General features: G+C 47.1%; 17 protein-coding genes. 16 read left to right on the top strand and 1 reads right to left on the bottom strand.

The features are described from left to right. Positions 1 to 10: 10 nt before the first annotated feature. From tilS to rpoS, 10 genes are all read left to right on the top strand, one after another. Positions 11 to 1,330, top strand: a complete 1,320-nt coding sequence (gene tilS, locus BMY09_RS16865; protein WP_091360596.1) for a tRNA lysidine(34) synthetase TilS — start codon at positions 11 to 13, stop codon at positions 1,328 to 1,330. A gap of 66 nt (positions 1,331 to 1,396) precedes the next feature. Then, entirely contained in the window at positions 1,397 to 3,028 is a 1,632-nt protein-coding gene (locus BMY09_RS16860) for a CTP synthase (RefSeq protein WP_091360594.1), read from the top strand. Between the two features lie 30 nt (positions 3,029 to 3,058). Further along, positions 3,059 to 4,354, top strand: coding sequence for a phosphopyruvate hydratase (eno, locus tag BMY09_RS16855; protein ID WP_091360593.1), 1,296 nt, complete (start codon positions 3,059 to 3,061; stop codon positions 4,352 to 4,354). 81 nt (positions 4,355 to 4,435) lie between these two features. Continuing rightward, a complete protein-coding gene (gene ftsB, locus BMY09_RS16850) occupies positions 4,436 to 4,759 on the top strand; it encodes a cell division protein FtsB (RefSeq protein ID WP_425424964.1) in 324 nt (107 codons plus the stop codon). Positions 4,760 to 4,776: 17 nt separating this feature from the next. Continuing rightward, positions 4,777 to 5,829 carry a tRNA pseudouridine(13) synthase TruD gene (truD, locus tag BMY09_RS16845; protein ID WP_091360589.1) on the top strand — a complete coding sequence of 351 codons (1,053 nt, stop codon included), beginning with the start codon at positions 4,777 to 4,779 and terminating at the stop codon, positions 5,827 to 5,829. Further along, positions 5,829 to 6,578, top strand: coding sequence for a 5'/3'-nucleotidase SurE (surE, locus tag BMY09_RS16840; RefSeq protein ID WP_091360587.1), 750 nt, complete (start codon positions 5,829 to 5,831; stop codon positions 6,576 to 6,578). The genes truD and surE overlap by 1 nt, the downstream gene beginning before the upstream one ends. Further along, the gene (locus tag BMY09_RS16835) at positions 6,575 to 7,243 is read left to right on the top strand and encodes a protein-L-isoaspartate(D-aspartate) O-methyltransferase (protein WP_091360585.1); all 669 of its coding nucleotides are present in this window, start codon (positions 6,575 to 6,577) and stop codon (positions 7,241 to 7,243) included. Before surE ends, BMY09_RS16835 begins: the two co-directional genes overlap by 4 nt. A 25-nt stretch (positions 7,244 to 7,268) precedes the next feature. After that, complete coding sequence (locus BMY09_RS16830; protein WP_091360583.1) at positions 7,269 to 8,207, top strand: polyprenyl-phosphate transporter; 939 nt, start codon at positions 7,269 to 7,271, stop codon at positions 8,205 to 8,207. A gap of 3 nt (positions 8,208 to 8,210) precedes the next feature. Then, positions 8,211 to 9,089 carry a peptidoglycan DD-metalloendopeptidase family protein gene (locus BMY09_RS16825; RefSeq protein ID WP_091360581.1) on the top strand — a complete coding sequence of 293 codons (879 nt, stop codon included), beginning with the start codon at positions 8,211 to 8,213 and terminating at the stop codon, positions 9,087 to 9,089. Positions 9,090 to 9,160: 71 nt separating this feature from the next. Next, positions 9,161 to 10,156, top strand: coding sequence for an RNA polymerase sigma factor RpoS (gene rpoS / locus BMY09_RS16820; protein WP_091360579.1), 996 nt, complete (start codon positions 9,161 to 9,163; stop codon positions 10,154 to 10,156). 69 nt (positions 10,157 to 10,225) lie between these two features. Here rpoS and mutS read toward each other — a convergent pair whose 3' ends face one another. Then, the gene (mutS, locus tag BMY09_RS16815; protein WP_091360578.1) at positions 10,226 to 12,811 is read right to left on the bottom strand and encodes a DNA mismatch repair protein MutS; all 2,586 of its coding nucleotides are present in this window, start codon (positions 12,809 to 12,811) and stop codon (positions 10,226 to 10,228) included. Positions 12,812 to 13,417: 606 nt separating this feature from the next. Here mutS and BMY09_RS16810 point away from each other — a divergent pair. The 6 genes from BMY09_RS16810 to BMY09_RS16785 are packed head-to-tail and all read left to right on the top strand — an operon-like array spanning position 13,418 to position 21,921. Continuing rightward, positions 13,418 to 16,189, top strand: coding sequence for a glycosyltransferase (locus BMY09_RS16810; protein WP_245756618.1), 2,772 nt, complete (start codon positions 13,418 to 13,420; stop codon positions 16,187 to 16,189). Between the two features lie 40 nt (positions 16,190 to 16,229). Continuing rightward, positions 16,230 to 16,979 (top strand): sulfotransferase family 2 domain-containing protein, encoded by a 750-nt coding sequence (locus BMY09_RS16805; RefSeq protein ID WP_091360575.1) that lies wholly within the window; start codon positions 16,230 to 16,232, stop codon positions 16,977 to 16,979. Further along, positions 16,972 to 18,093 (top strand): DegT/DnrJ/EryC1/StrS family aminotransferase, encoded by a 1,122-nt coding sequence (locus tag BMY09_RS16800; RefSeq protein ID WP_091360573.1) that lies wholly within the window; start codon positions 16,972 to 16,974, stop codon positions 18,091 to 18,093. Before BMY09_RS16805 ends, BMY09_RS16800 begins: the two co-directional genes overlap by 8 nt. Before the next feature lies 1 nt (position 18,094). Continuing rightward, positions 18,095 to 20,446: a hypothetical protein gene (locus BMY09_RS16795; protein WP_091360570.1), complete on the top strand. Its 2,352-nt coding sequence runs from the start codon at positions 18,095 to 18,097 to the stop codon at positions 20,444 to 20,446. Positions 20,447 to 20,479: 33 nt separating this feature from the next. Continuing rightward, the gene (locus BMY09_RS16790) at positions 20,480 to 21,097 is read left to right on the top strand and encodes an acetyltransferase (RefSeq protein WP_175483578.1); all 618 of its coding nucleotides are present in this window, start codon (positions 20,480 to 20,482) and stop codon (positions 21,095 to 21,097) included. Between the two features lie 14 nt (positions 21,098 to 21,111). Beyond that, a complete protein-coding gene (locus BMY09_RS16785) occupies positions 21,112 to 21,921 on the top strand; it encodes a sulfotransferase family 2 domain-containing protein (RefSeq protein ID WP_139203210.1) in 810 nt (269 codons plus the stop codon). Positions 21,922 to 22,613: the final 692 nt, after the last annotated feature.

The following is a 22,613-nucleotide window of genomic DNA, read 5'->3' as shown; positions in this document are numbered from 1 at the left end:
GAAAACCGATATGAAAGATCTTCAGTCCTACTTTGATCAGCAGCTTAAAGACCGGCGCAGCAGGGTAACCCGCTGGGTGGTTGGCCTGAGTGGTGGGCTGGACTCGGTGGTGCTGCTCCATCTGGCGGCCAGGTCGTTGCCCGCTGAGCAACTGCTGGTGGTTAATATTGATCACCAGTTGCAGTCTCAGTCAGCGCAATGGAGTGACTTTTGTGGGCGTCTGGCCGGCTCGCTGAAGCTTTCTTTTGTCAGTCATAAAGTGGTTGTTGATGAGGGCTCCAGTCTGGAACAGGCTGCCCGTAATGCCCGTTATCAGCTATTCGGGCAGTTGCTGCAACCCGGTGATTGTCTGTTGCTGGCCCACCATCTGGATGACCAGACGGAAACCATGCTGTTCCGGTTACTTCGGGGTGCCGGGGTGCGAGGGCTGGCCGGTATCCCCGATAGCCGCAGGCTGGGGCAGGCTGAGCTTTACCGACCGCTATTGAGCATCACCCGGCAGCAGTTACACAGCTGGGCCCAGGCGCAACAGCTGCAGTGGGTTGATGACCCCAGCAATAACGATCTTCGCTACGACCGCAACTACCTCAGGCATAAGGTGTTGCCTTTGTTGCAGGCCCGCTGGCCCGGTTTTTCCCGTCGCTGGGCGGATACTGCGGGGTATCTCCGAGATGCTGAGCAGCTGCACAGGGATCTGGCAGAGATTGATCTGCATAGTGTCGGTTCTGGTGACGGCCTGGAGTGTCAGGCGCTGCTGGATCTGAGCAGACCGCGAAGAGCAAATCTGCTGCGTTTCTGGTGTCTCAGGGCTGGTGTCTCCATCGGCGAGCGGCAGGTAAAGAGTGTTCTGCAGCTGATTGCAGCGGCGGATGACCGCCAGCCGGTTGTTCAACTGGGGGCGTTTCAGGTGCGGCGCTATCAGGGCGTTATTGTTCTGCAACCGGAGCAGGTCGACATCGAATGGGGCAACTGGCCACTCAGTGAAGAGGGCGTGCAGACCGCTCAGGGAACGCTGCAAGTGGTTCGCAGTGTCGCCCCGGGCGGGTTAAAAAGTCTGACCGGTGTGACCCTGCGCAACCGTTCTGATGGGGATCGTTGCAGGCCCGTCGGGCGGGGTGGTTCATGCAGTTTGAAAAAATTATTTCAGGAGCATCATATTCCTGCCTGGCAGCGAAGCTCATGGCCGGTATGTGTGGTTGACGATGAGATTGTCGCGTTGCCGGGAATCTGCATCTGTGAGGGCTGGCAAAGTGAAAAAAAAGGCAGCGGTTTTGCACTCAAATGGCTGCCAACTGCATTGTCTGCACGGGGTGATTCTGATACCCTGTAGCCCCATCTTTAGTAGCTGTTTTCGGAACAGCTCGACTCACTTTTCACGACCAGATACAGGTTCCTCATGACGCGATATATTTTCGTCACAGGTGGTGTTGTTTCCTCATTAGGGAAAGGCATCGCATCCGCATCACTCGCAGCTATCCTTGAGGCCCGGGGGCTGAAAGTCACCATGCTTAAACTGGATCCGTACATTAACGTTGATCCGGGGACAATGAGCCCAATCCAGCATGGTGAGGTATTTGTTACCGAAGATGGTGCAGAAACCGACCTGGACCTGGGGCACTACGAGCGCTTTATCCGCACCACCATGTCCAAGCGTAACAACTTTACTGCCGGGCGTGTCTATCAGCATGTGCTGCGTAAAGAGCGTCGCGGTGACTATCTCGGCGGTACCGTTCAGGTGATTCCGCATATTACCGATGAGATCAAGCGCCGGGTACTCGAAGGTGCCGGTGATGCCGATATCGCACTGGTTGAGATCGGTGGCACCGTGGGCGATATTGAATCGCTGCCATTTATGGAAGCGGTGCGACAGCTGAAAGTTGAGCTGGGTGCCCGCCGGGCGATGTTTATGCATCTGACACTGGTGCCTTATATCGCCACTGCCGGTGAGATTAAGACTAAACCTTCCCAGCACTCGGTAAAAGAGCTGCGCTCTATCGGTATTCAGCCTGATATTCTGGTGTGCCGCTCTGACTTTGCGCTGCCAGTGTCCTCGCGTCGTAAACTTTCCCTGTTTACCAACGTTGAAGAACGGGCAGTTATCTCGTTGCCGGATGCTGACTGTATCTACAAGATTCCAAGAATGCTTAGCGAGCAGAAACTGGATCAGATCGTCATCGAGCAGTTTAACCTGGATTGCCCGCCTGCCGATCTGACCGAGTGGGACCGGGTGTCCGATGCTAAACTGAACCCTCATCGTGAAGTGACCATTGCGATGGTGGGTAAGTATATGGAGTTGCTGGACGCCTATAAATCGCTGATCGAAGCGATCTCCCATGCCGGTATTGCACTGCGTACCAAAGTCAATATCAAGTATATCGACTCAGAGCAGATCGAGCGCGATGGTATTGGCCTGCTGGAAGATGTCTCCGCCATTCTGGTGCCTGGCGGTTTTGGCGAGCGTGGTGTTGAGGGCAAAATTGCCGCCGTTAAATTCGCCCGGGAAAACAAGGTGCCCTATCTGGGGATCTGTCTGGGCATGCAGGTGGCGGTTATCGAATATGCCCGCCACGTTGCCGGTATCACCGATGCCAGCAGTACTGAGTTTGATGCCAATGCGGCCTCTCCGCTGGTGGGTCTGATCACCGAATGGATGACCGAAGAGGGTGCCAGAGAGATTCGTGGTTATACCGATGATCTGGGCGGTACTATGCGCCTTGGGGCGCAGGTCTGTACCCTCAAAGAGGGCACCCGGGCTTATCAGGCCTATGGGGCAACCGAGATCAAAGAGCGCCATCGTCATCGTTATGAAGTTAACAACAACTATGTTCCTCAGCTTGAAGAAGCGGGGCTGATTATCTCAGGCCGCTCTGTTGATGGAGAGCTGGTTGAGGTTGTGGAGGCACCGGATCATCCGTGGTTTGTGGCCTGTCAGTTCCACCCTGAGTTTACCTCTACCCCAAGGGATGGCCATGGATTGTTTACAGGCTTTATTGAAGCCTCCCTGGCCTATCAGGACCTTGAGAAATAAAGAATAGAAATAATTATTGGAGTTTAGCCAATGGCACAGATTGCTGACATTAAAGCCCGTGAAGTTCTCGATTCCCGTGGTAACCCAACCGTTGAAGCCGATGTTATTCTGGACTCTGGTGTAATCGGTTCTGCCTGCGCACCGTCCGGTGCCTCTACCGGGTCCCGTGAAGCCCTTGAGTTGCGTGATGGTGATAAGAGCCGCTATCTGGGGAAAGGTGTGCTGAAGGCAGTTGCTGCTGTGAACGGTGTTATCCGTGAAGCACTGACCGGTATGGATGTCACCGATCAGCGTGCTCTGGATAACCGGATGCTGGAACTGGACGGCACCGAGAACAAAGAAAAGTTGGGTGCTAATGCTATCCTGGCGGTGTCTCTGGCAGCAGCCAAGGCCGCAGCCGTTGTTAAAGGCGTTCCACTGTACGCTCATATTGCTGACATTAACGGTACAGCGGGTCAGTACTCACTGCCGGTACCGATGATGAATATCCTCAATGGCGGTGAGCATGCGGATAACAACGTTGATATCCAGGAGTTCATGGTTCAGCCCGTTAACTTTACTAAGTTCTCCGATGGTCTGCGTTGTGGCGCTGAGATCTTTCACTCACTGAAAGCGGTTCTGAAAGGCCGCGGTCTGAGTACAGCGGTGGGTGATGAAGGTGGTTTTGCACCGAACCTGGCGTCTAATGAAGAAGCGCTGGTGGTGATCAAAGAAGCGATCTCCAATGCGGGATACGAGCTGGGTAAAGATGTTACCCTGGCGCTCGACTGTGCGGCGTCTGAATTCTATAAAGATGGCAAGTATGACCTGTCCGGTGAAGGCAAAGTATTCGATGCCGAAGGCTTCAGTGACTATCTGGCAGCACTGACAGAGAACTACCCGATCGTTTCCATTGAGGATGGCCTGGATGAGTCCGACTGGGATGGCTGGGCATACCTGACTAAGAAGATCGGTGATAAGGTTCAGTTGGTGGGGGACGATCTTTTCGTTACCAATACCAGGATTCTCAGCCGCGGTATCGAGCAGAGCATCGGTAACTCTATCCTGATCAAGTTTAACCAGATCGGATCTCTGTCTGAGACCCTGGATGCGATCAAGATGGCCAAGGATGCTGGCTTCACAGCAGTGATCTCTCATCGTTCAGGTGAAACTGAAGATACTACGATTGCTGATCTGGCTGTTGGTACTGCTGCAGGTCAGATTAAGACCGGTTCCCTGTGTCGTTCCGATCGTGTAGCTAAATATAACCGTCTGCTGCGCATCGAAGAGGAACTGGGTGAAAACGCGGTTTACAACGGTTTGTCTGAAATTAAAGGTCAGGGTTAATTTTTAACTGATCTGTGAAATACTAAGGGGGCTTAACGCCCCCTTTTTTGACTATATAAAGAGTAAGAGTGCTGTCGGACTGTGTTTCGCCTGAGTTTATTTCGTTCGATTATGTTGTTGCTGCTGATCTGCCTGATCGGGCTGCAGTACCGGCTGTGGTTTGGCGAAGCGAACCTGGGGGAAGTGCAGGCGTTACAGCAGGAGATCGAGCGGCAACGGGCGGAAAATGATCTTCTGGTGAGTCGTAACCATCAGTTAGATGCTGAGGTCCAGGATCTCAAGCAGGGACTGGAGGCACTGGAAGAGCGGGCCCGAAATCAGCTGGGCATGGTGAAAGAAGACGAATCCTTCTTTCAGTTGGTTCCGGCGTTGCCAGGTAAGCCACCGGCCGATAGCGGTCAGTAACGGAAATCCTAGCGTTAATGAACTTTCCAAACGAGTTAAACTATCTCTACGGTGAGCCTGCCAATCGTGCGGTTATCCGAACTGAAGCCGATGATTTCAGGGTGACAGAAGATCTCTCTTTTGAGCCTGAAGGCAGCGGCGATCATGTGTTTCTCTATATCCGCAAAACCGGTGAAAATACTGACTGGGTAGCCCGGCAACTGGCGCACTTTTGCCAGGTAAGTCCTAAAGAGGTTGGCTACGCCGGTAAAAAAGATCGCCATGCGGTGACCGAACAATGGTTTAGTGTTCATCTGCCGGGGCGTGCTCCGCTGACCTGGTCGCTGTTTGAAACCGAGACGATTAAGGTGCTTAAAGCGGTTAAGCATACCCGTAAGTTGCGGCTGGGGAGTCTTAACGGTAACCGGTTTGAGATCCGTCTGCGTCAGGTCAGTGAACCGGCGGAACTGCTCCGTCGGGCGGAACAGATCCGGGCGGGTGTGCCCAACTATTTTGGTGAACAGCGATTCGGACACCATCAGGGAAACCTGCACAAGGGGGCGCTGCTGATAGCCGGGAAGCTGAAAGAGCGTCAGCGACACAAAAAAGGGCTGTATATCTCGGCGGTGCGTTCCTATATGTTTAATCAGTTGGTGTCTCAGCGCATCGCTCAGTCGCTCTTTTCGCAACCGATGCCCGGTGATGTGCTGATGATCAATGGCAGTCAGAGTTGTTTTCCCTTTGATCCACAGGATGACACTATCCTGAGCCGTCTGCAATCTGCTGACTTGCACCTGACAGCAGCGATGTGGGGCCGTGGTCGCTCAATCTGTACCGCAGAAGCGGCTGCCTGGGAGATCGCGCAGTTAACGCCCTGGCAGGAACAACTGGAGGGACTGGAGCGGCTGGGGCTGAACCAGGAACGCCGTTCAACCCGGCTGATGCCGGCGAATCTGACCATTGAACAGGAGGCTGATGATCAGTTTGTCCTGGCCTTTAATCTGCCCGCCGGCAGCTTTGCCACCAGTGTGCTGCGGGAGCTGGCACAGGTGTCATCTGCATCAGGGCAACCGGAACCGGAGTCTGAGTGATGAGATTATTACTCTCCAATGACGATGGGGTGTATGCCCCGGGCCTGGAAGCACTGGCACGTATTCTTGCTCAGGACTCAGAATTGGCGGTGGTCGCACCGGATCGTAATCGCAGCGGAGCCAGCAACTCATTGACGCTGGATCGTCCCCTCGAAGCACACCACCATCAGAACGGTTTTATCGGTATCAATGGTACTCCGACCGATTGTGTGCATCTGGGCATTGGCGGTATCTATCATGAACCCCCCGATATGGTGATCTCGGGCATTAACTGCGGCTCGAATCTGGGTGATGATGTGCTTTATTCGGGCACGGTCGCAGCAGCCATGGAGGGGCGTCATCTGCATCTGCCGCCGATTGCGGTTTCCCTGGCGGGCAGTAATCCGGTGAACTATGACACGGCTGCCGAAGTGGTGCGTCAACTGGTCCGGGACATTCAGGGACTGGTGCTGGCCCCCCGAACTGTGTTGAATGTTAATGTGCCGGATCTGCCACTGGATCAGCTCAAAGGGGTTCATGTCACCCGTCTGGGGCATCGGGTGGTGGCCGATGCGCCGGTCGAATCGATCGATCCCCGTGGTACGAAGCGCTTCTGGATCGCAGGTGCGGGGGTGGCGGCAGACTGTGGTCCGGGCACCGATTTTTATGCGGTGAAGTCCGGCTATGTTTCAATTACCCCGTTGAATGTCGATATGACGCAGTATTCAGGAATGGATAATCTAAGTAACTGGCTTGAGGATTTAGAGTGAATAAGTTGCAGTTGCAGGGGATTGGGATGACCTCCCAGCGGACCCGCAGCAGGCTGGTGCAGCGGCTGAAAGAGCAGGGGATCAATGATCAGCAGGTGCTCGATATTATGGGCAACACCCCCCGGCATATTTTTATCGATGAGGCACTCTCCCATCGTGCCTATGAAGATACCGCACTGCCTATCGGTTTTAACCAGACGATCTCGCAGCCCTATATTGTGGCCCGCATGACAGAAATTCTGATGGCCGAAGGCCCTCTGGAAAAAGTGCTCGAGGTGGGTACCGGGTCTGGGTATCAGACTACCGTGCTGGCACAACTGGTTGATAAGGTGTTCAGTGTCGAACGGATTAAACCGTTACAGGAAAGGGCTCGACAGCGTTTTGCTCTGCTCAAAATCCGTAATGTCTCCCTGAGGCACAGTGATGGCGGCATGGGTTGGGCTGATCGCGGCCCATTTGATGGCATTATGGTGACTGCGGCGCCGGAGGAGGTGCCGCCAGAGCTGCTGGCACAGCTATCCGTGGGAGGCCGCTTAGTGATTCCGGTGGGTGGCACGCAAAATCAGCAACTAAAGCTGGTTATCCGGGTCACAGACACTGAGTATGAAACAACGGTACTTGAAGGGGTTAAGTTTGTGCCCCTGTTAAGCGGAACGATACGCTGAACTGATGGATGTAACGGAATATTAAATGAATACAACGCGTACAACCCGGGAGTATCTTGGGCTGTTTTTTAAGGGTGTCATGATGGGGGCTGCGGATGTGGTCCCTGGCGTGTCTGGTGGTACCATCGCTTTTATAACCGGTATCTATGAAGAACTGATCAACACTATCAAGAGTTTTAATCTGGGAGCGGTCCGGGTGCTGTTTCAGCGTGGTCCTGTGGCGTTCTGGAAGCAGGTAAATGGCAGCTTTCTGTTGGTCCTGCTGGCGGGTATTATTACCAGTATTGTTACGATTGCCGGAGCGGTGCTGTTCCTGCTGGCCCACTATCCGATTCTGCTATGGGCATTCTTTTTTGGCCTGATTCTGGCCTCGGTATGGTTGGTGATGAGTCATATTGAGCGGTGGGATATGAATCTGATCTCCAGCTTTATCATCGGTTCGATTGTGGCCTATATCATAACCAGCATCGCCCCTGTCAGTGTTGAGCCTACGGCCCTGATGGTGTTTCTATCCGGCGCTGTTGCTATCTGTGCAATGATCCTGCCCGGTATCTCTGGTAGCTTTATCCTCTTGTTGCTGGGGATGTATGCCCATATTCTGGCGGCCGTGAAAGGCGCTGATTTTCAACTGATCGGCCTGTTTGTGGCCGGTTGTGTGGTTGGCATCATGAGCTTTTCCCGATTGCTCAGCTGGATGTTCAGCCACCACAGACAGGTGACCCTGGCGTTGCTGGCGGGCTTTATGTTCGGCTCGCTGAATAAAGTCTGGCCCTGGAAATACACCCTGTCATATTCAATCAATCGTCATGGGGAGCAGGTTCCATTGTTGCAGGATAATGTGCTTCCCTGGAACTTTGAAAGCATCACCGGGCAGTCCGCTTTTATGTTCTGGGCGCTTGGGTTAACCCTGATGGGTATTGTTATTGTCGTGGCTATGGAGCGTTATCAGGCCGCTAAGGAATAGACTATGGTGAGAGCAGTTGCAGATATTCTCTCAGCTCCAGCACTGTTTGCTGTGGTGCTGATGCTGTCTGCCTGCAGCTCAACCAGCCTCTACACCCCGGTGGATGAACGTTCAATCAGTGGCCGTCATCCGGTTAAGGTGGTCAGCAGCCAGACGCGTCCCGGTCAATATCGGGTGCGCCGGGGAGATACGCTCTATTCCATCGCGTTCCGCTATGGTCTTGATTTCAGACAGCTGGCCCGCACTAACGGTATCAGTGATCGCTATGAGATCTTCCCGGGTCAGCTCCTCGAACTGAAAGAGACCCCTCCAGATAAAAAGGGACCGCGCCAGGTGGTCGCTGTTGCTCAACCTGCATCCTCTGCGACCCCTGTAAAATCTGCCCGGCCGGTTAAAGCGGTCGTAGCGCAAAAAAAGGTTTCGCCACCCGCGCCAGTGGCACAGAAAACCAGACCTAAAGCCGCCCCTGTGGTTGTGAAAAAAATGGTTGAACCGGTCGCAGACCGGGCATTGAAGTGGCGCTGGCCGGCATCAGGCAAGATTATTGACCGATTCAGTAATAAAGGCACGATCAATAAAGGGATCAACTTTGCTGGCAGTAAAGGGGAACCGGTGTTCGCTGCTGAATCGGGCAAAGTGGTGTATGCCGGTAGTGGCTTATTAGGCTATGGCAATCTTGTCATTATTCATCATAATCAGAAATTTCTGAGTGCATATGCGCATAACAGTCGCATTCTGGTGAAAGAAAATGATAAGGTAAAAATAGGTGACAAAATTGCTGAAATTGGTAATAGTGGAGCCGCCCGAACAATGCTGCATTTTGAGATCCGCAGGGATGGACAGCCTGTGGATCCAATGATGTATCTGCCGCGTAAAAGATGAATATATAACAATTATCACTATGCAGTAACTGATAAAAGATTATAAAACAACAGGTTACTCGGGAATGAAAAATGGGAAATGTTGAAAATAATGATCAGGATCTGGATACGGTGTCTGTCGATATAGACGATGCGGAGACCGATCTTGATGATGTTGCCGACGACGAGCCAGAGTTTCTCAACAGTGGACGGGGCAAGGGAAGTATGGCCCATAATGACCTGCTGAATGCTAAAACACTGGATGCAACACAGTTATATCTGAATGAGATAGGTTTCTCACCGCTACTGACCGCGGAAGAGGAAGTGTACTTCTCCCGTCGGGCGCTGAAGGGTGATGAAGCCTCGCGCAAGCGGATGATTGAGAGTAATCTCCGGCTGGTGGTGAAAATTGCCCGCCGCTATATCAATCGTGGTCTGACACTGCTGGATCTGATCGAAGAGGGGAACCTCGGTCTGATCAGGGCGGTTGAAAAGTTTGACCCGGAAAGAGGATTTCGTTTCTCAACCTATGCCACCTGGTGGATCAGACAAACCATAGAACGGGCGATTATGAATCAGACCCGCACCATCCGTTTGCCTATCCATGTGGTGAAAGAGCTGAATGTTTATCTGCGCGCTGCCCGTGAACTGGCGCAGAAGCTTGATCATGAGCCAACCGTCGATGAGATAGCCGCCGCCGTTGATAAGCCGGTTGAAAATGTCGAAAAGATGTTTGGTCTGAATGAACGCGTCAGCTCTATCGACGTACCGGTGGGTAAAGACTCCGATAAGATGTTGCTGGATACGATTGCCGACGAGGAGTCATCTGACCCGGAAACACTGCTGCAAAAATCAAACATCAGTGGTAATCTGGAAGGCTGGCTCAGCATGCTGCCGGAGAAACATGCTGAGGTGCTGTCACGGCGCTTCGGGCTGCGGGGCTATGAGATGAGCACGCTGGAAGAGGTGGGTAAAGAGATCGGCCTGACTCGCGAGCGGGTACGCCAGATACAGGTTGAAGCGCTGCGTAAGCTGCGTGAAATCGTTGAGCGAAACGGTCTGAGCGGAGAAGATCTGCTGAAAGGCTGAACGTCAGCGTAAAGAAAAAACGGGCGATGAGCCCGTTTTTTTTTGTCTGTGTTACCTCTGGTTGGCGGTTTAGCTGCGCTCCGCCGCCTTTTTCAGACTGTAGATCAGATCCAGTGCCTCACGGGGGGTCAGGTTGTCCGGTTCCAGTGTTTGCAACTGCACCAGCGCAGGGTGGGGCCGTGGCGCGACAAACAGATCATCCTGTACCGGCGGTGGTTGACGCCGCTGCTCCGTCTGACCTGTATCCTCTTCCAGCTGGATCAGTTTCTGCCGTGCCCGGCTGATGACATTAGCCGGCACACCTGCCAGTTGGGCAACCTGTAAACCATAGCTCTGACTCGCCGGCCCCTCCTGAACCTCATGCATAAAGACGATATGGTCCTGATGTTCCATAGCGGTAAGATGCACATTGAAAACGCCCTGACAGAGTTCTGGCAGTACTGTTAATTCAAAATAGTGGGTGGCAAACAGGGTCATCGCCTTCACTTCATTGGCCAGGTATTCCGCCGCTGACCAGGCCAGGGATAAGCCATCAAAGGTGCTGGTTCCGCGACCGACCTCATCCATCAGCACCAGGCTTTGTTCGGTGGCGTTATGTAGAATATTGGCTGTTTCAGTCATCTCAACCATAAAAGTCGAGCGACCGCCGGCCAGATCATCGGACGACCCCATACGGGTAAATATCCGGTCAACCAGGCCGATGGTGGCACTCTGGGCGGGCACATAACTACCGATATGAGCCAGCAGTGTAATCAGGGCGGCCTGACGCATATAGGTGGATTTACCGCCCATGTTAGGGCCGGTGATAATCAGCATCTGCCGTTCGGGGGACAGCTTCAGATCGTTGGCAACGAACGGATCATCCAATACATCTTCTACTACCGGGTGGCGCCCGCCAGCGATCTGAATCTGCGGTTCATCGGCCAGGGTTGGTGCGACATAGTCCAGACTGTCGGCACGTTCGGCAAGGTTGCACAGAACATCCAGCTCTGCCAGCGCCGCAGCGCTGTCCTGCAGCTGGGCCAGTTGCTCCGCAAGCGTCTCAACCAAGGATTCATAGAGGGCTTTTTCGCGGGTCAGTGCCCGGCTTTTCGCACTCAGAGCCTTGTCCTCAAACTCTTTCAGTTCCGGGGTAATATAACGCTCTGCATTTTTCAGGGTCTGACGACGGATATAGTCAGCAGGCACTTCGGCTTTCTGTGCTTTGCCTATCTCGATAAAGTAGCCGTGCACCCGGTTATAACCGACTTTAAGGGTTGGAATGCCGGTGCGCTCCCGCTCGCGGGTTTCCAGTTGCACCAGATAATCGCCAGCGTTTTCACTGAGACCGCGTAACTCGTCCAGTTCCGCATCGTAACCTGTGGCGATCACTCCGCCATCACGGATAACCACGGGAGGGTTCTCAATGACTGCCCGATTCAGCAGGTCACAAAGATCCGGAAAAGTGCCGGCAGTTTGCGCCAGGGTTTTGAGCAGTGCGGGTTGTGTTGCGGCCAGATAGTCCTGCAGTTCCGGCAGCACCTGAAACGCGCTCTTCAAGCGCTCGAGGTCCCGGGGGCGGGCAGAACGCAGGGCAACCCGGGCTAACACCCGTTCGATATCACCAATCTGTTTTAGCGCAGGGGATAGTTGCTCGAAGCGATAGTCACTGATCAGCCATTGCAGTGCTGCCTGGCGGGATTGCAGAGTATTACGGCAACGCAGAGGTCGGTTCAGCCAGCGTCTGAGCATCCGGCTGCCCATCGGGGTGGCGGTTTTATCGATCACTGCGGCCAGGGTGTTTTCCCGTCCACCTGCCAGATTGATATCGATCTCCAGGTTTTTACGGGTTGCGGCATCGAGAATCACGCTTTCGTCCCGCTGTTCCAGCAGCAAACGGCGAATATGAGGTAGTGCAGTGCGCTGTGTCTCTTTTGCGTATTGCAGCAGGCAGCCTGCAGCGCCCAGAGCCACCGGCAGATGATCGCAGCCAAAGCCGGTCAGGTCCTTGGTCTGAAACTGCTGGCACAAGAGTCGTTCGGCTGTTTCCAGTTCAAAGTTCCAGGGGGCCTGAGGGCGCAATCCCTTGTAAGATTGCAGTGGCTGAGCCAGGTTGTGACCATCATTGAACAGAATCTCAGCGGGCTTGATGCGTTCAAGCTCACCATGCAGTGCTTCTTCACCGGCCACCTCAAGCAAACTGAAACGCCCGGTGCTGATATCGACAATCGCAATACCGTAGCGCTGCAGATCGGTATTGACCGCAATCAGCAGGCTATCGCGCCGCTCATCCAGCAGCGCTTCATCACTCAGGGTGCCCGGTGTAACGATGCGCATCACCTTACGTTCGACCGGACCTTTGCTGGTGGCCGGATCACCCACCTGCTCACAGATCGCAACGGACTCCCCCGCCCGGACAATTTTTGCAATATAACCATCCGCGGAATGATAAGGGATCCCCGCCATGGGAATAGGCTCCCCGGCAGACTTCCCCCTGGCCGTTAAGGAAATATCTAATAGCTGAGACGCTTTCTTTGCATCCTCAAAAAACAGCTCATAGAAATCTCCCATCCGATAGAACACCAACTGATCCGGATGTTCAGCCTTGATCTTGAGGTATTGCTGCATCATGGGGGTGTGTTGCGAAGAGGAAGCTGTATCGATTTTTTTTTGCATTGGACGTCTGTTTTTTTGGGTGGTTTAAGCGTTTTTTAAAGGGGAGCTCCATATCTTACTGAAACATACCTGAGGTCATGCTGCTGGCTTGCTGTATCGGAGTGTTGAGTTAGTCTGTCATCATGGAAAATTTAAGCCCCTAAGTTAGTGACATAGTGTATCAAAAATACCAGTAAATGCTGTTAGACTTGGAAGTAATTTATCAGTGATCAGAACTGCCTGATTTTTGGTCGGTAGAGTAACGCGGCTGCGATGTCTGTTGCTGTATGATGGCAGTGAATGGTTTTTTTTAAGAACTGTGGCTAAAGGAATAGAGTAAGTCTCTTGAAAAATGTCGACAACGAGCAGGATAAGTGAACCGGCTGTCAATATATTGTATGATCGGCGAGAAATGAAAATGCCTGCGTTGAGCAGAGTGAAGTGTAAAGACAACTCCTGTTGGTTGTAGACTAGCCGGGAAATGGTCTATGAAGCTAAGGGTTGCTAGATGGGTATAATAATTATTTAATGTGCTTTTAATGAATAGTTTGATTTTTTGTAAATTGTTTTTGGAAAATTATCTAATAAATAATGTCTTAATATAAATTTTTTAGAGTTATATGTTTTATGAAAAGCATGGATGAGAGTTCGATTGAAGAAAATAGTGTTCAAGAAAAAAAAATAGATCATTTGTTAGGGCATATTGATCTGTTTGAAAATGGTGTTGTAAGCGGTTGGAGTATTAATACTGAAAATACTTCAAGTCCTTTATCTGTTCATATTGTTTGTGGTGATCGGATCATTGGATCAGGTATTGCGAATATCTATCGTGCAGACCTTGAAAAAGCCGGATACGGATCAGGTAAGCATGGTTTTCAGATAGATGTGGCAGATGAGTGGGCTATTGATGAAAAAGAGGTAGGCCTGTTAATTGTTGATGCAGAAAGCGGTCAGCCGGTGACTAAAGATGCGAAAGTTTTTTCTCTGAATGGAGAGCGGATTTTCGCAAAAATTCTGGGTGAAGAGCATGGACATATTGTTATTCAGTTACAGTCCCGCAACCCTATAGGAAAGAAAGAGGTTACCCTCTTTAATGAAGATAAATTAATTAACCATAGGTTAATTGAAACAAATCAGAGTGTTTTAGAGGTGCGCCTGCCAATTCCTTTGAGCTTGCAGGATGGGCGACCTAAACTTTATAAAGTTGGCATGACCGGTGTTCCCTATCTTTTGGGAACCGAGGTGGTCACCAGTCATCCAATTCAGACACCCTGGCAATACCTCAAAGAAAGTTTTAATAAGCCCGGTTTTTTGTCGATGCCCCAGCAGGCAGATAGCCGATATGAATCGTTGCACTTTCAACTTGAGGCAATGAGTGAAAGCTCAATTCAAAATACGGTAGAGAACCTGCTAACTACTCATAAAGTGGTGGTTGAAGGCTATGAAAAAAGAGACCAGTATCCCGCATTCAGCCTGCCTGAATGTGATACCCCCTCCGTATCTATTATCGTTCCTGCCTACAATAAATTTGAGCTTACCTATCACTGCATCGCTTCGATAGCTCTAGCGTACAATAAAACCACTTATGAAGTCATTCTGGCCGATGATTGCTCAACGGATAAAACATCCGAAGCAGAGGCGATCATCAAAAACCTGATTGTTTCCCGGAATCCAGAAAATTTACGCTTCCTTAAAAGTTGTAACCGTGCCAGTGCAAAAGCACGTGGCAAGTACATTATTTTCCTGAACAATGATACCGAGGTTACCTCTTTCTGGATCGATGAACTGGTCAGTAAAATGGAACAGGATACGACCATCGGTATGACAGGTTCGAAATTATTGAACCTGGATGGCACATTACAAGAGGCCGGGGGGATTATCTGGGAAAATGGGCAGCCATGGAATGTTGGGCGTAACGAAAACCCTATGACACCTGAGTTCAACTACGCCAGGGAGGTCGATTACCTGACCGGTGCCGCAATGTGTATTCGCAGCAGTGTATGGCACAAAGTAGGCTTGTTCAGCGAAGAGCTCGTGCCCTGTTACTACGAAGATACCGATCTTGCTTTTAAAGTGAGAGAAGAGGGGTATAAAACGGTCTACACCCCCCATTCCGTTGTGGTTCACTTTGAAGGGCAAAGTCATGGTACTGATGTCACAAAGGGGCTGAAACGCTATCAGGTGATCAATGAAAAAACGTTCCGCCAGAAGTGGTTTAAGGCATTTCGAAACAATGGGACACCCGGTTTAGAAAATTTAAAAATTGAAAAGGACAGGAATGTCGATCAGCGTATTCTTGTGATTGATTATGCGTCCCCAATGCCAAATAAAGATGCGGGTAGTTATGCTGCTATTCAGGAGATGAAACTGATTCAGTCGCTTGGCTTTAAAGTTACTTTTGTTCCGGCCAACTTGGCTCATTTTGGTAAATATACCCTTGAGCTGCAGAAAATGGGGGTTGAAGTACTTTATGCTCCATTTTATGCCAGCGTCAATCATGTACTTGAAACACGTCTGCAGGAGATGGATGCGGTCTATATCACCCGCTATCATATCGCGAAAGACTATATCTCCTATATCCGCGAAAATTCCCGGGCAAAAATTATTTTCAATAACGCTGATTTACATTTTTTACGGGAGATGCGGGCGGCATTAAAAGGTGAGAAAGATCAGTTGCTGTTAGAAAAAGTGCTGAACACGCGTGAACAGGAGTTGTCTGTATGTCGACAAGTGGATGCAATTCTATGCTATAACTCGACAGAACATGCAGTAATTACCAGTCATATATTAGAAGCTGACAAGCTTCACATTACACCCTGGGTTCTTGAAGAGAAGCCAAAAGGTCCCGAGTTTAATGATCGTAATGGTATCGCCTTTTTGGGAGGTTTTAATCATACCCCTAATGGAGAAGCTGTAGATTATCTTGTGGATGAAATTATGCCTCTGTTAGGAAAGCAGCGTCCTGATATAACGCTCTATGTCTATGGCAGTAATATGCCCGAGGCCTATAAAGAGATGGAAACTGAAAATATCAAAATGCTTGGGTTTGCTGAGTCTTTAGATGGTGTTTTCCACGATCATCGGGTGTTTATTGCGCCACTGCTTTCCGGTGCTGGCATTAAGGGCAAAGTGCTGGAATCCATGGCATATGGTCTGCCTTCAGTATTAACTGAAGTGGCTGCCGAGGGAACGGGGCTGACTCATGGGATCAGTACACTGATCGCCCAAGAGCCGCAAGAGTGGGTTGATGCAATCATCAGGCTATATGACGATGAGGTCTTATGGAATAAGTTCGCAGAAAATAGTCAAACACTTGTAACCGAAAAGTATTCGTTTGAGCGCGGTAAAAAAGTGTTCAGGAATATCTTCTCTAGTGTTGGAATTTATTCTATTAAATGAATTTGTATTGATCGAAACTGTCCGGCTGTAGGAGGATTGGATGAGAACTGTTATTTTGCATTATCATCTTTTTAAAAATGCAGGCACATCACTGGATGCTGCCTTTAAAGAAAATTTCAATGAAGAAGATGGTGAATGGGTAACAAAAGAATTTCCTGCTCAGCCTGCTTTAAATCGAGGAAAGGTAAAGCAATGGATTATAGATAACCCACAGGCAAAGTGTTTTTCTTCCCATACCGCTATTTTCCCGGTACCTGAGATCGAGGGCATAAGGATAATTCCTGTAATCTTTATGCGTCACCCGATCGACAGAATAGCATCAGCGTACTCTTTTGAGAAAAAGCAGGTGGGCGATGGTTTCGGCCCAGCGTTAGCACGTAACACCACATTAAAAGGTTATATCGAAACACGACTTTCGCTTGTGAATGATCGTCAGTGCAGAAACTTTCACGCACACCGCTTAGCGACAATGTTTGGGGAGAAAGTGGGTGATGAAGGCTACAGGGCTAAGTTGGCAATAGAGAAGCTTCCATTTGTTGGTGTTGTAGAACGCTATTCTGAATCTTTAGAGAAGCTCGAGTTGTTATTGAAGGAAGAGGGCTTCGCTGATATCAATCTGAATCCTGTTGAAAAAAATGTATCCAGAAGTGTGAAAAGCAGTTTAGATAAAAAGCTATCTGAGATAGAAGTACAAATAGGTGAAGAGCTATATAGTAAATTAGTGGATGCAAATAGTAATGATATTGATTTTTTCAATAATTTAAATGCGAAAGAAACTAAAAATGACTGAATCTGATGAGCCGATATTAGTTACACGACCGTTGATGCCTAAGCTAGAAAACTATAATCGTTATTTAGAGGATATATGGGTATCGAAGTGGCTTTCTAATGGCGGGGCTAAACACCGGGAGTTAGAGGCTCGTCTCAAGGAGTATATAGATGCTCCAAATATCTCACTATTCAATAATGGTACAACCGCATTAATGACTGCGGTACAAAGCTTAAGGTTGCAAGGTGAAGTTATAACGACTCCTTTTACTTTCCCTGCCACGACACACGTTCTAGCATGGAATAATATTACCCCTGTTTTCTGTGATATAGATCCTATACGTTTAACCATCGATCCAGAAAAAATTGAAAGACTCATCACGGCAAAAACTACAGCTATTCTTGGGGTTCATGTGTATGGCGTTCCTTGTCATGTAGATGAAATTCAAGATATTGCTGATCGTCACGGGTTGAGGGTTATTTATGATGGAGCTCACTCTTTTACAACAGTTCACAATGGTCGACCGATAGCTGACTATGGTGATATTACTATGTTTAGTTTTCACCCTACAAAGCTTTTTCATACTGGAGAAGGGGGAGCTTTAGTTTTTAATGATTCTAATCTCAAACAACGTATTGAGTATTTGAAGAACTTCGGGATAAAAAATGAAGAAGAAGTGCTTTTGCCTGGTATAAATGGGAAAATGGGCGAGTTGCAAGCTGCTATGGGATTGAGTGTGTTGCCTTTGGTTAAAGAAGAGCAAGGATTAAGGTCTGAAATAAGAAAAATTTATACGGACGCATTAGGTGAAGTAAAAGGAATTACTATTATTAAAGTGCCAGAAAATACTACCAGTAGTGAGCAATATTTTTGTATTTGTATTGACGAGGTAGAGTTTGGGGAAAGTCGCGATGATATCTATGATCGTTTGAAAGCTAGTAATATTATGGCTAGAAAGTATTTTTCTCCTTTGGTTAGTGAATATCCCTGTTATAGTTCTTTGGCATCCGCCAGTAGAAAATACTTGCCTCAGGCCAATCGAATTACGAAAAATGTATTATGTTTGCCTTTTTATGGAGGTCTTTCTCAATATGATATTAATAGAGTTATTAATTTAGTGTTGTTGAGGAAGTAGTATGCGTAAGCTTTTTATTCATATTGGGCGGCATAAGAGTGGTACATCCTCATTACAAAAATTTTTATGTCAAAATTACGAACTATTATTAGAGTTTGGATATGAATATCCTCTGTTAGGTCGTAGACCAATCGCTCATCACCTTCTGGCTAAAGCTTTGTCTGGAACATGTGATTTGGATGAGAGTGATAAGTATGAAGTGGATGAGTTGTTATTATCTATTGAGAATTCTCAGTGTAATGTTATTCTGAGTAGTGAAGCCTTTCAGAATGTTAAACCGCAAAGCTTGGCTCGTGTTTTGAAGGGGGATTTTGATATATATATCGTTTGCTATTTTCGTGATCAATTAAGTTATCTTCTTTCATCTTATTCGCAGGCAATACAGAATCAAGCCTTAACTGAATCAATTGAGCAGTATAGTAAACGCTTGTTTAATAATTTGAACTATAATGATTTTATAAAATCTTGGGAGGAGGCATTTCCTGACGCCTCGCTTATAGTTAGATCTTTTGATAAAAAGCTTTTGACGGGTGAAGATATTAGGGTTGATTTTTTAGATGTACTATCTTTGAATGAGCTGGAGCGATTCAGGTTTGATAGTAAAGATCAGAATCCGAGTATTGGGAATAAGCTACTTGAATATAAAAAAGCATTAAATAGGTCTATTGGAAGTATTGGCTTAGATACAAAATTATTATATAGAGTGCTTTCTGAGTTGTCAGGATTGAATGCTGATTATTCTTTAGACAAAAAGATTACTCAGTGTATCTATGATGTTGCAACAGAAACTTATACTGCTCAAAATTTGTTGTTTAAAAATAATTGGGGAATACAGTTATCAGATGGTTTTAAGGATGTTAGTGTTTCTAACTCAACTGTTGAATTAGATGTAGAGGATATTTTTTCTATTACAGCTGCAATTGAGGCCAAACATAGCACAATAGGTCTCAAGATTATTGACTCTCTTGATGATATTTTTGATATACCCACGCCGCCATTAAATATATATGTCAAATTTATTCAGGATCGTTTTGGTGTGCCGATATTCGATGAGGCATTTTGTACTGAGTTGGTGAATGAGGAAGTTTTGATTGGTTTGGTAAGTAAATTGCTGTCTATGCATATTGGTTTGCAGGACACAATTGCACTGTCGTCTCTTGTGAAATTGAAATTAAGGCAGAGTAATCAATTTAACCTTCTTATCAATGAAATTGCGATATACCAAAATAACTTAAAGCTTGATATAAGCCATAGAGGGAAAGGAGTCACAGTTCTTAGTAGTATTGTTCGCCCAGATAGTGAACATATGGGAGTTATATTAAATCATGCAGTTCCTCTTGTATTAGCTGGTGAAAAGGTAAGTATTGTTTTAATGGCTGAGATGGAATGGCCATCATGGCGAAAACAAGCAGGCGAAGCTTTTCGAGAAAAGTTCACAAGGGCTCTGGTTGAATATCTAGATAAATCAGCTCTTGACTATTTAAATAAAGAGCTGGTCTGTAGTGAATTACGTATTTTTGTATCTCCTCGTCCAAATATTCTAGCTTCATTGCTGTGTGAGAATGTAATTCGATTTGAGGGAGTTGCTAGATTTAGGTGTTCTAACGTATATGCAAAAGATATTCTAAATAAATGTAATGTTACTACTGTATTGTTTAGCTCAGCTGTTGCAGATGTTAAGTATACGGATAGAGTTCTAGTTAGGCATGAAAATCCTTTAGAAAGGCAAATCTCATTTCATCCCCCTATTAGAATTAAACCTGATAGTGATCGGGTTTTTAATATGACGTCATTTGGTGGTATAAAAAAACTTATCTCTGTCTATTCATCAAATAGAATTTCTCATGGACTTTCTAATTTAACTGATAATGACTGGTGTGGGCTTGAAAAGCTATTTACTAAATACCCATATTTGAGTTGGACACTTATTGGGGCTGCGGATGTTACTGTGGCATATGAAGCAATCCCTGATAGTGTACCTAGCTTTGTTAGAGAACGGATTCTTATAATGGGTGTGTCTTCTCTAGACACTGTATATCGGTCTGATAACGTGATTTTGGCATTGCCCGGTATTCCTGGCGCAGGTGGTGTAGGTATTTCTTCGTTAAAGCATGGGATGCTTGTTTTAACAATAGATGATATGCAGTCTGATTTAAATAACTTGGTTCCTGAGTCTTTGAGGTTTGCGAATATGGAAATGATTTTTAAAAAAATTGCTGAAATTAACTCAGGTCAAGATGTAAGTGATTATTTTTTTGCTATAAAGGAAAGGTTGTCTGAGCTTGGCGATTTAAGAGGAAGGGGTAAGGCTCTTTCAGATATTGTTAATTTAAATGCTTTGGATCATAGCTAACAGTTATGTCCGGTTTTGATTGGAGTTGTGGATTTGAAAAAGTTGATAGTTGTTGGGTCAGGAGGGCATGGTAAAGTAGTAGCTGAGGCTGCATATGCCTCTGAAAAATATGAAAGTGTATTATTCTTGGACTCACATTATCCTCAATGTAAAGATGAAAAGGTTATCGGTCATTCAGATAGCTTTGTAGAACATATATCTGATAATGTTGAATTTATTGTGGCTATAGGAGATTCTTCTGTAAGGTATTATCTTTCAAATCAGATTTGTCTTCATGGTGGTGTGCTAGCAGTAGTTATTCATCCCGATGCTGTTTTGTCTAATAGAGTTAATCTGGGGCTCGGTACTTTTATTGGAGCGTTAGCCGTAGTCAACTCAGGTTCAAGAATTGGTATGAGTTGCATAATAAATACATGTGCCCTTGTAGAACATGACTGTAATATCGGAGATGGCGTTCACATATCGCCTAAAGCTGCTCTTGCAGGGCATGTGATAGTAGGTGATAAAACATGGATTGGTATTGGAGCAACCATTATTGATAAGATAGTAATTGGAGAATCAGTAATAGTTGGTGCTGGAGCTGTAGTGATAAATAATATTAAAGATGGTAAAACTGTTGTAGGAATACCAGCAAAAGAGACTGCTAAATGAAATAGGAGGTTGTTTTGAAGAGAATTGGATATGTTCATATTCCAAAGTGCGGAGGAAGCGCGTTTAGTGATGGCATAGAAAGTGCCTTAAATTTAAGTAAAACTCATATATCAGTTATAGTTGATAAGGAGACTACAAAACTTTGGTCTTTGAAACGCTCCTCCATTGCTTATAAATTTGCTAGCAACTCAATTTACCTTCATGGTCATATATCTTATAAGGAAATGGTCCTTTTAAAAAGAGATGTTGTTTTTACTGTCTTAAGAGACCCTGTTGCGCGTGTTATTTCTGCTTATACGTATAACCTTAATAGGGCTAGCAATCCTATTTCGTTGAAGAACGATCCAACACTGAAACGATATAGGGATATGAGTTTTATTGATTTTCTTAAAATTGTTAAGCCTAACGGTATTTTTAGAAACTTAGTTGGAGATGTTTTAAAGAAAAATCAGCTTGGGTTTTATTGTAGTAGGTATAATCCTGATTTGTTATTGGACTTGAATTTTACTAATTCTATATTAGATGCTTTGAGGCGATTCGATTATATATTTGATTCTGATTTGTCTAGAGCGGCTTCTGTTCTTTCTGAAGATAATATTACTCCTGCATTTAAAGTGCATCGATTAAATATCAGTAAGCAGGTTGAAATTAATATAGGTGGAAGTAGGGGGGAATTGGAGGAAGCATTACTGCACCATACTTGGATTGATGACTTTGTTTATAGAAGTGCAATGGATTTGTTTCCTCATTATGTAACTAAAAAACCTATGCTTATTTCGGATGCTTACGATTCAATAGCAAAAAACTTTAATATAATTGACTAGTAGTATGTGGTCAGTTAACTGCGTCTTGCAAAATCGCACTGAGGGATAGTTTGCCCTTGATTAGATTAACTGACCCTGTAATTCTGTGTGTGGATTTCAGATACTGTGTTTGCAAGTAACCGGCTTATGGGTCGTTGCTTGTTTAAACTTCCAAGTGGTCTGATAAAGTTATACCTCTTAAGGTAACAGGATTGTTTTGCATCTCGCTTAGTGGAGTTGTTATACAGTTTACCGCAAGATATCTCCGGGATCAGTGTTTGTATAAAACGTTCCGCTTTGCCATTTGTGAGCGACGATAAGGGTGCGTATCCATAGGTCGTGAACCTATCGCTTCTACAGCATTCCTAAAGGGTGCAGGTCAATATTTTGATAGTATTTAAAAAAAACTGACTGCGTTCTTAGCTGACTGTCTGGGATAGGCTTCAGCATAGCTACAGCGGGTATAGTCATCAGTGTAGATATGCACGTATTCCCAGCCAGCCCCTATATATTACTTGTCGAACGCCTGCCTTACGATAGCCTAGTGAGAAGGAACGTGTGACACGCTTGAAGCCCTAGCTGCTCTGTCTTTATTAAACACGTAACCTCAGCCTTTCTCAATTCCACTCTTAGCCATTGCTGACCTTATGATATGCAATTCACAGTTTTATCTACAGTCTCTTCGTCGGGCCTAGGGAAACCTCTTCGCCCCT

This window comes from Amphritea atlantica, assembly GCF_900111095.1.
GTDB lineage: Bacteria > Pseudomonadota > Gammaproteobacteria > Pseudomonadales > Balneatricaceae > Amphritea > Amphritea atlantica.
Note: the sequence above shows the minus strand (reverse complement) of the source record. Positions and strands in the feature narration are given on the sequence as shown.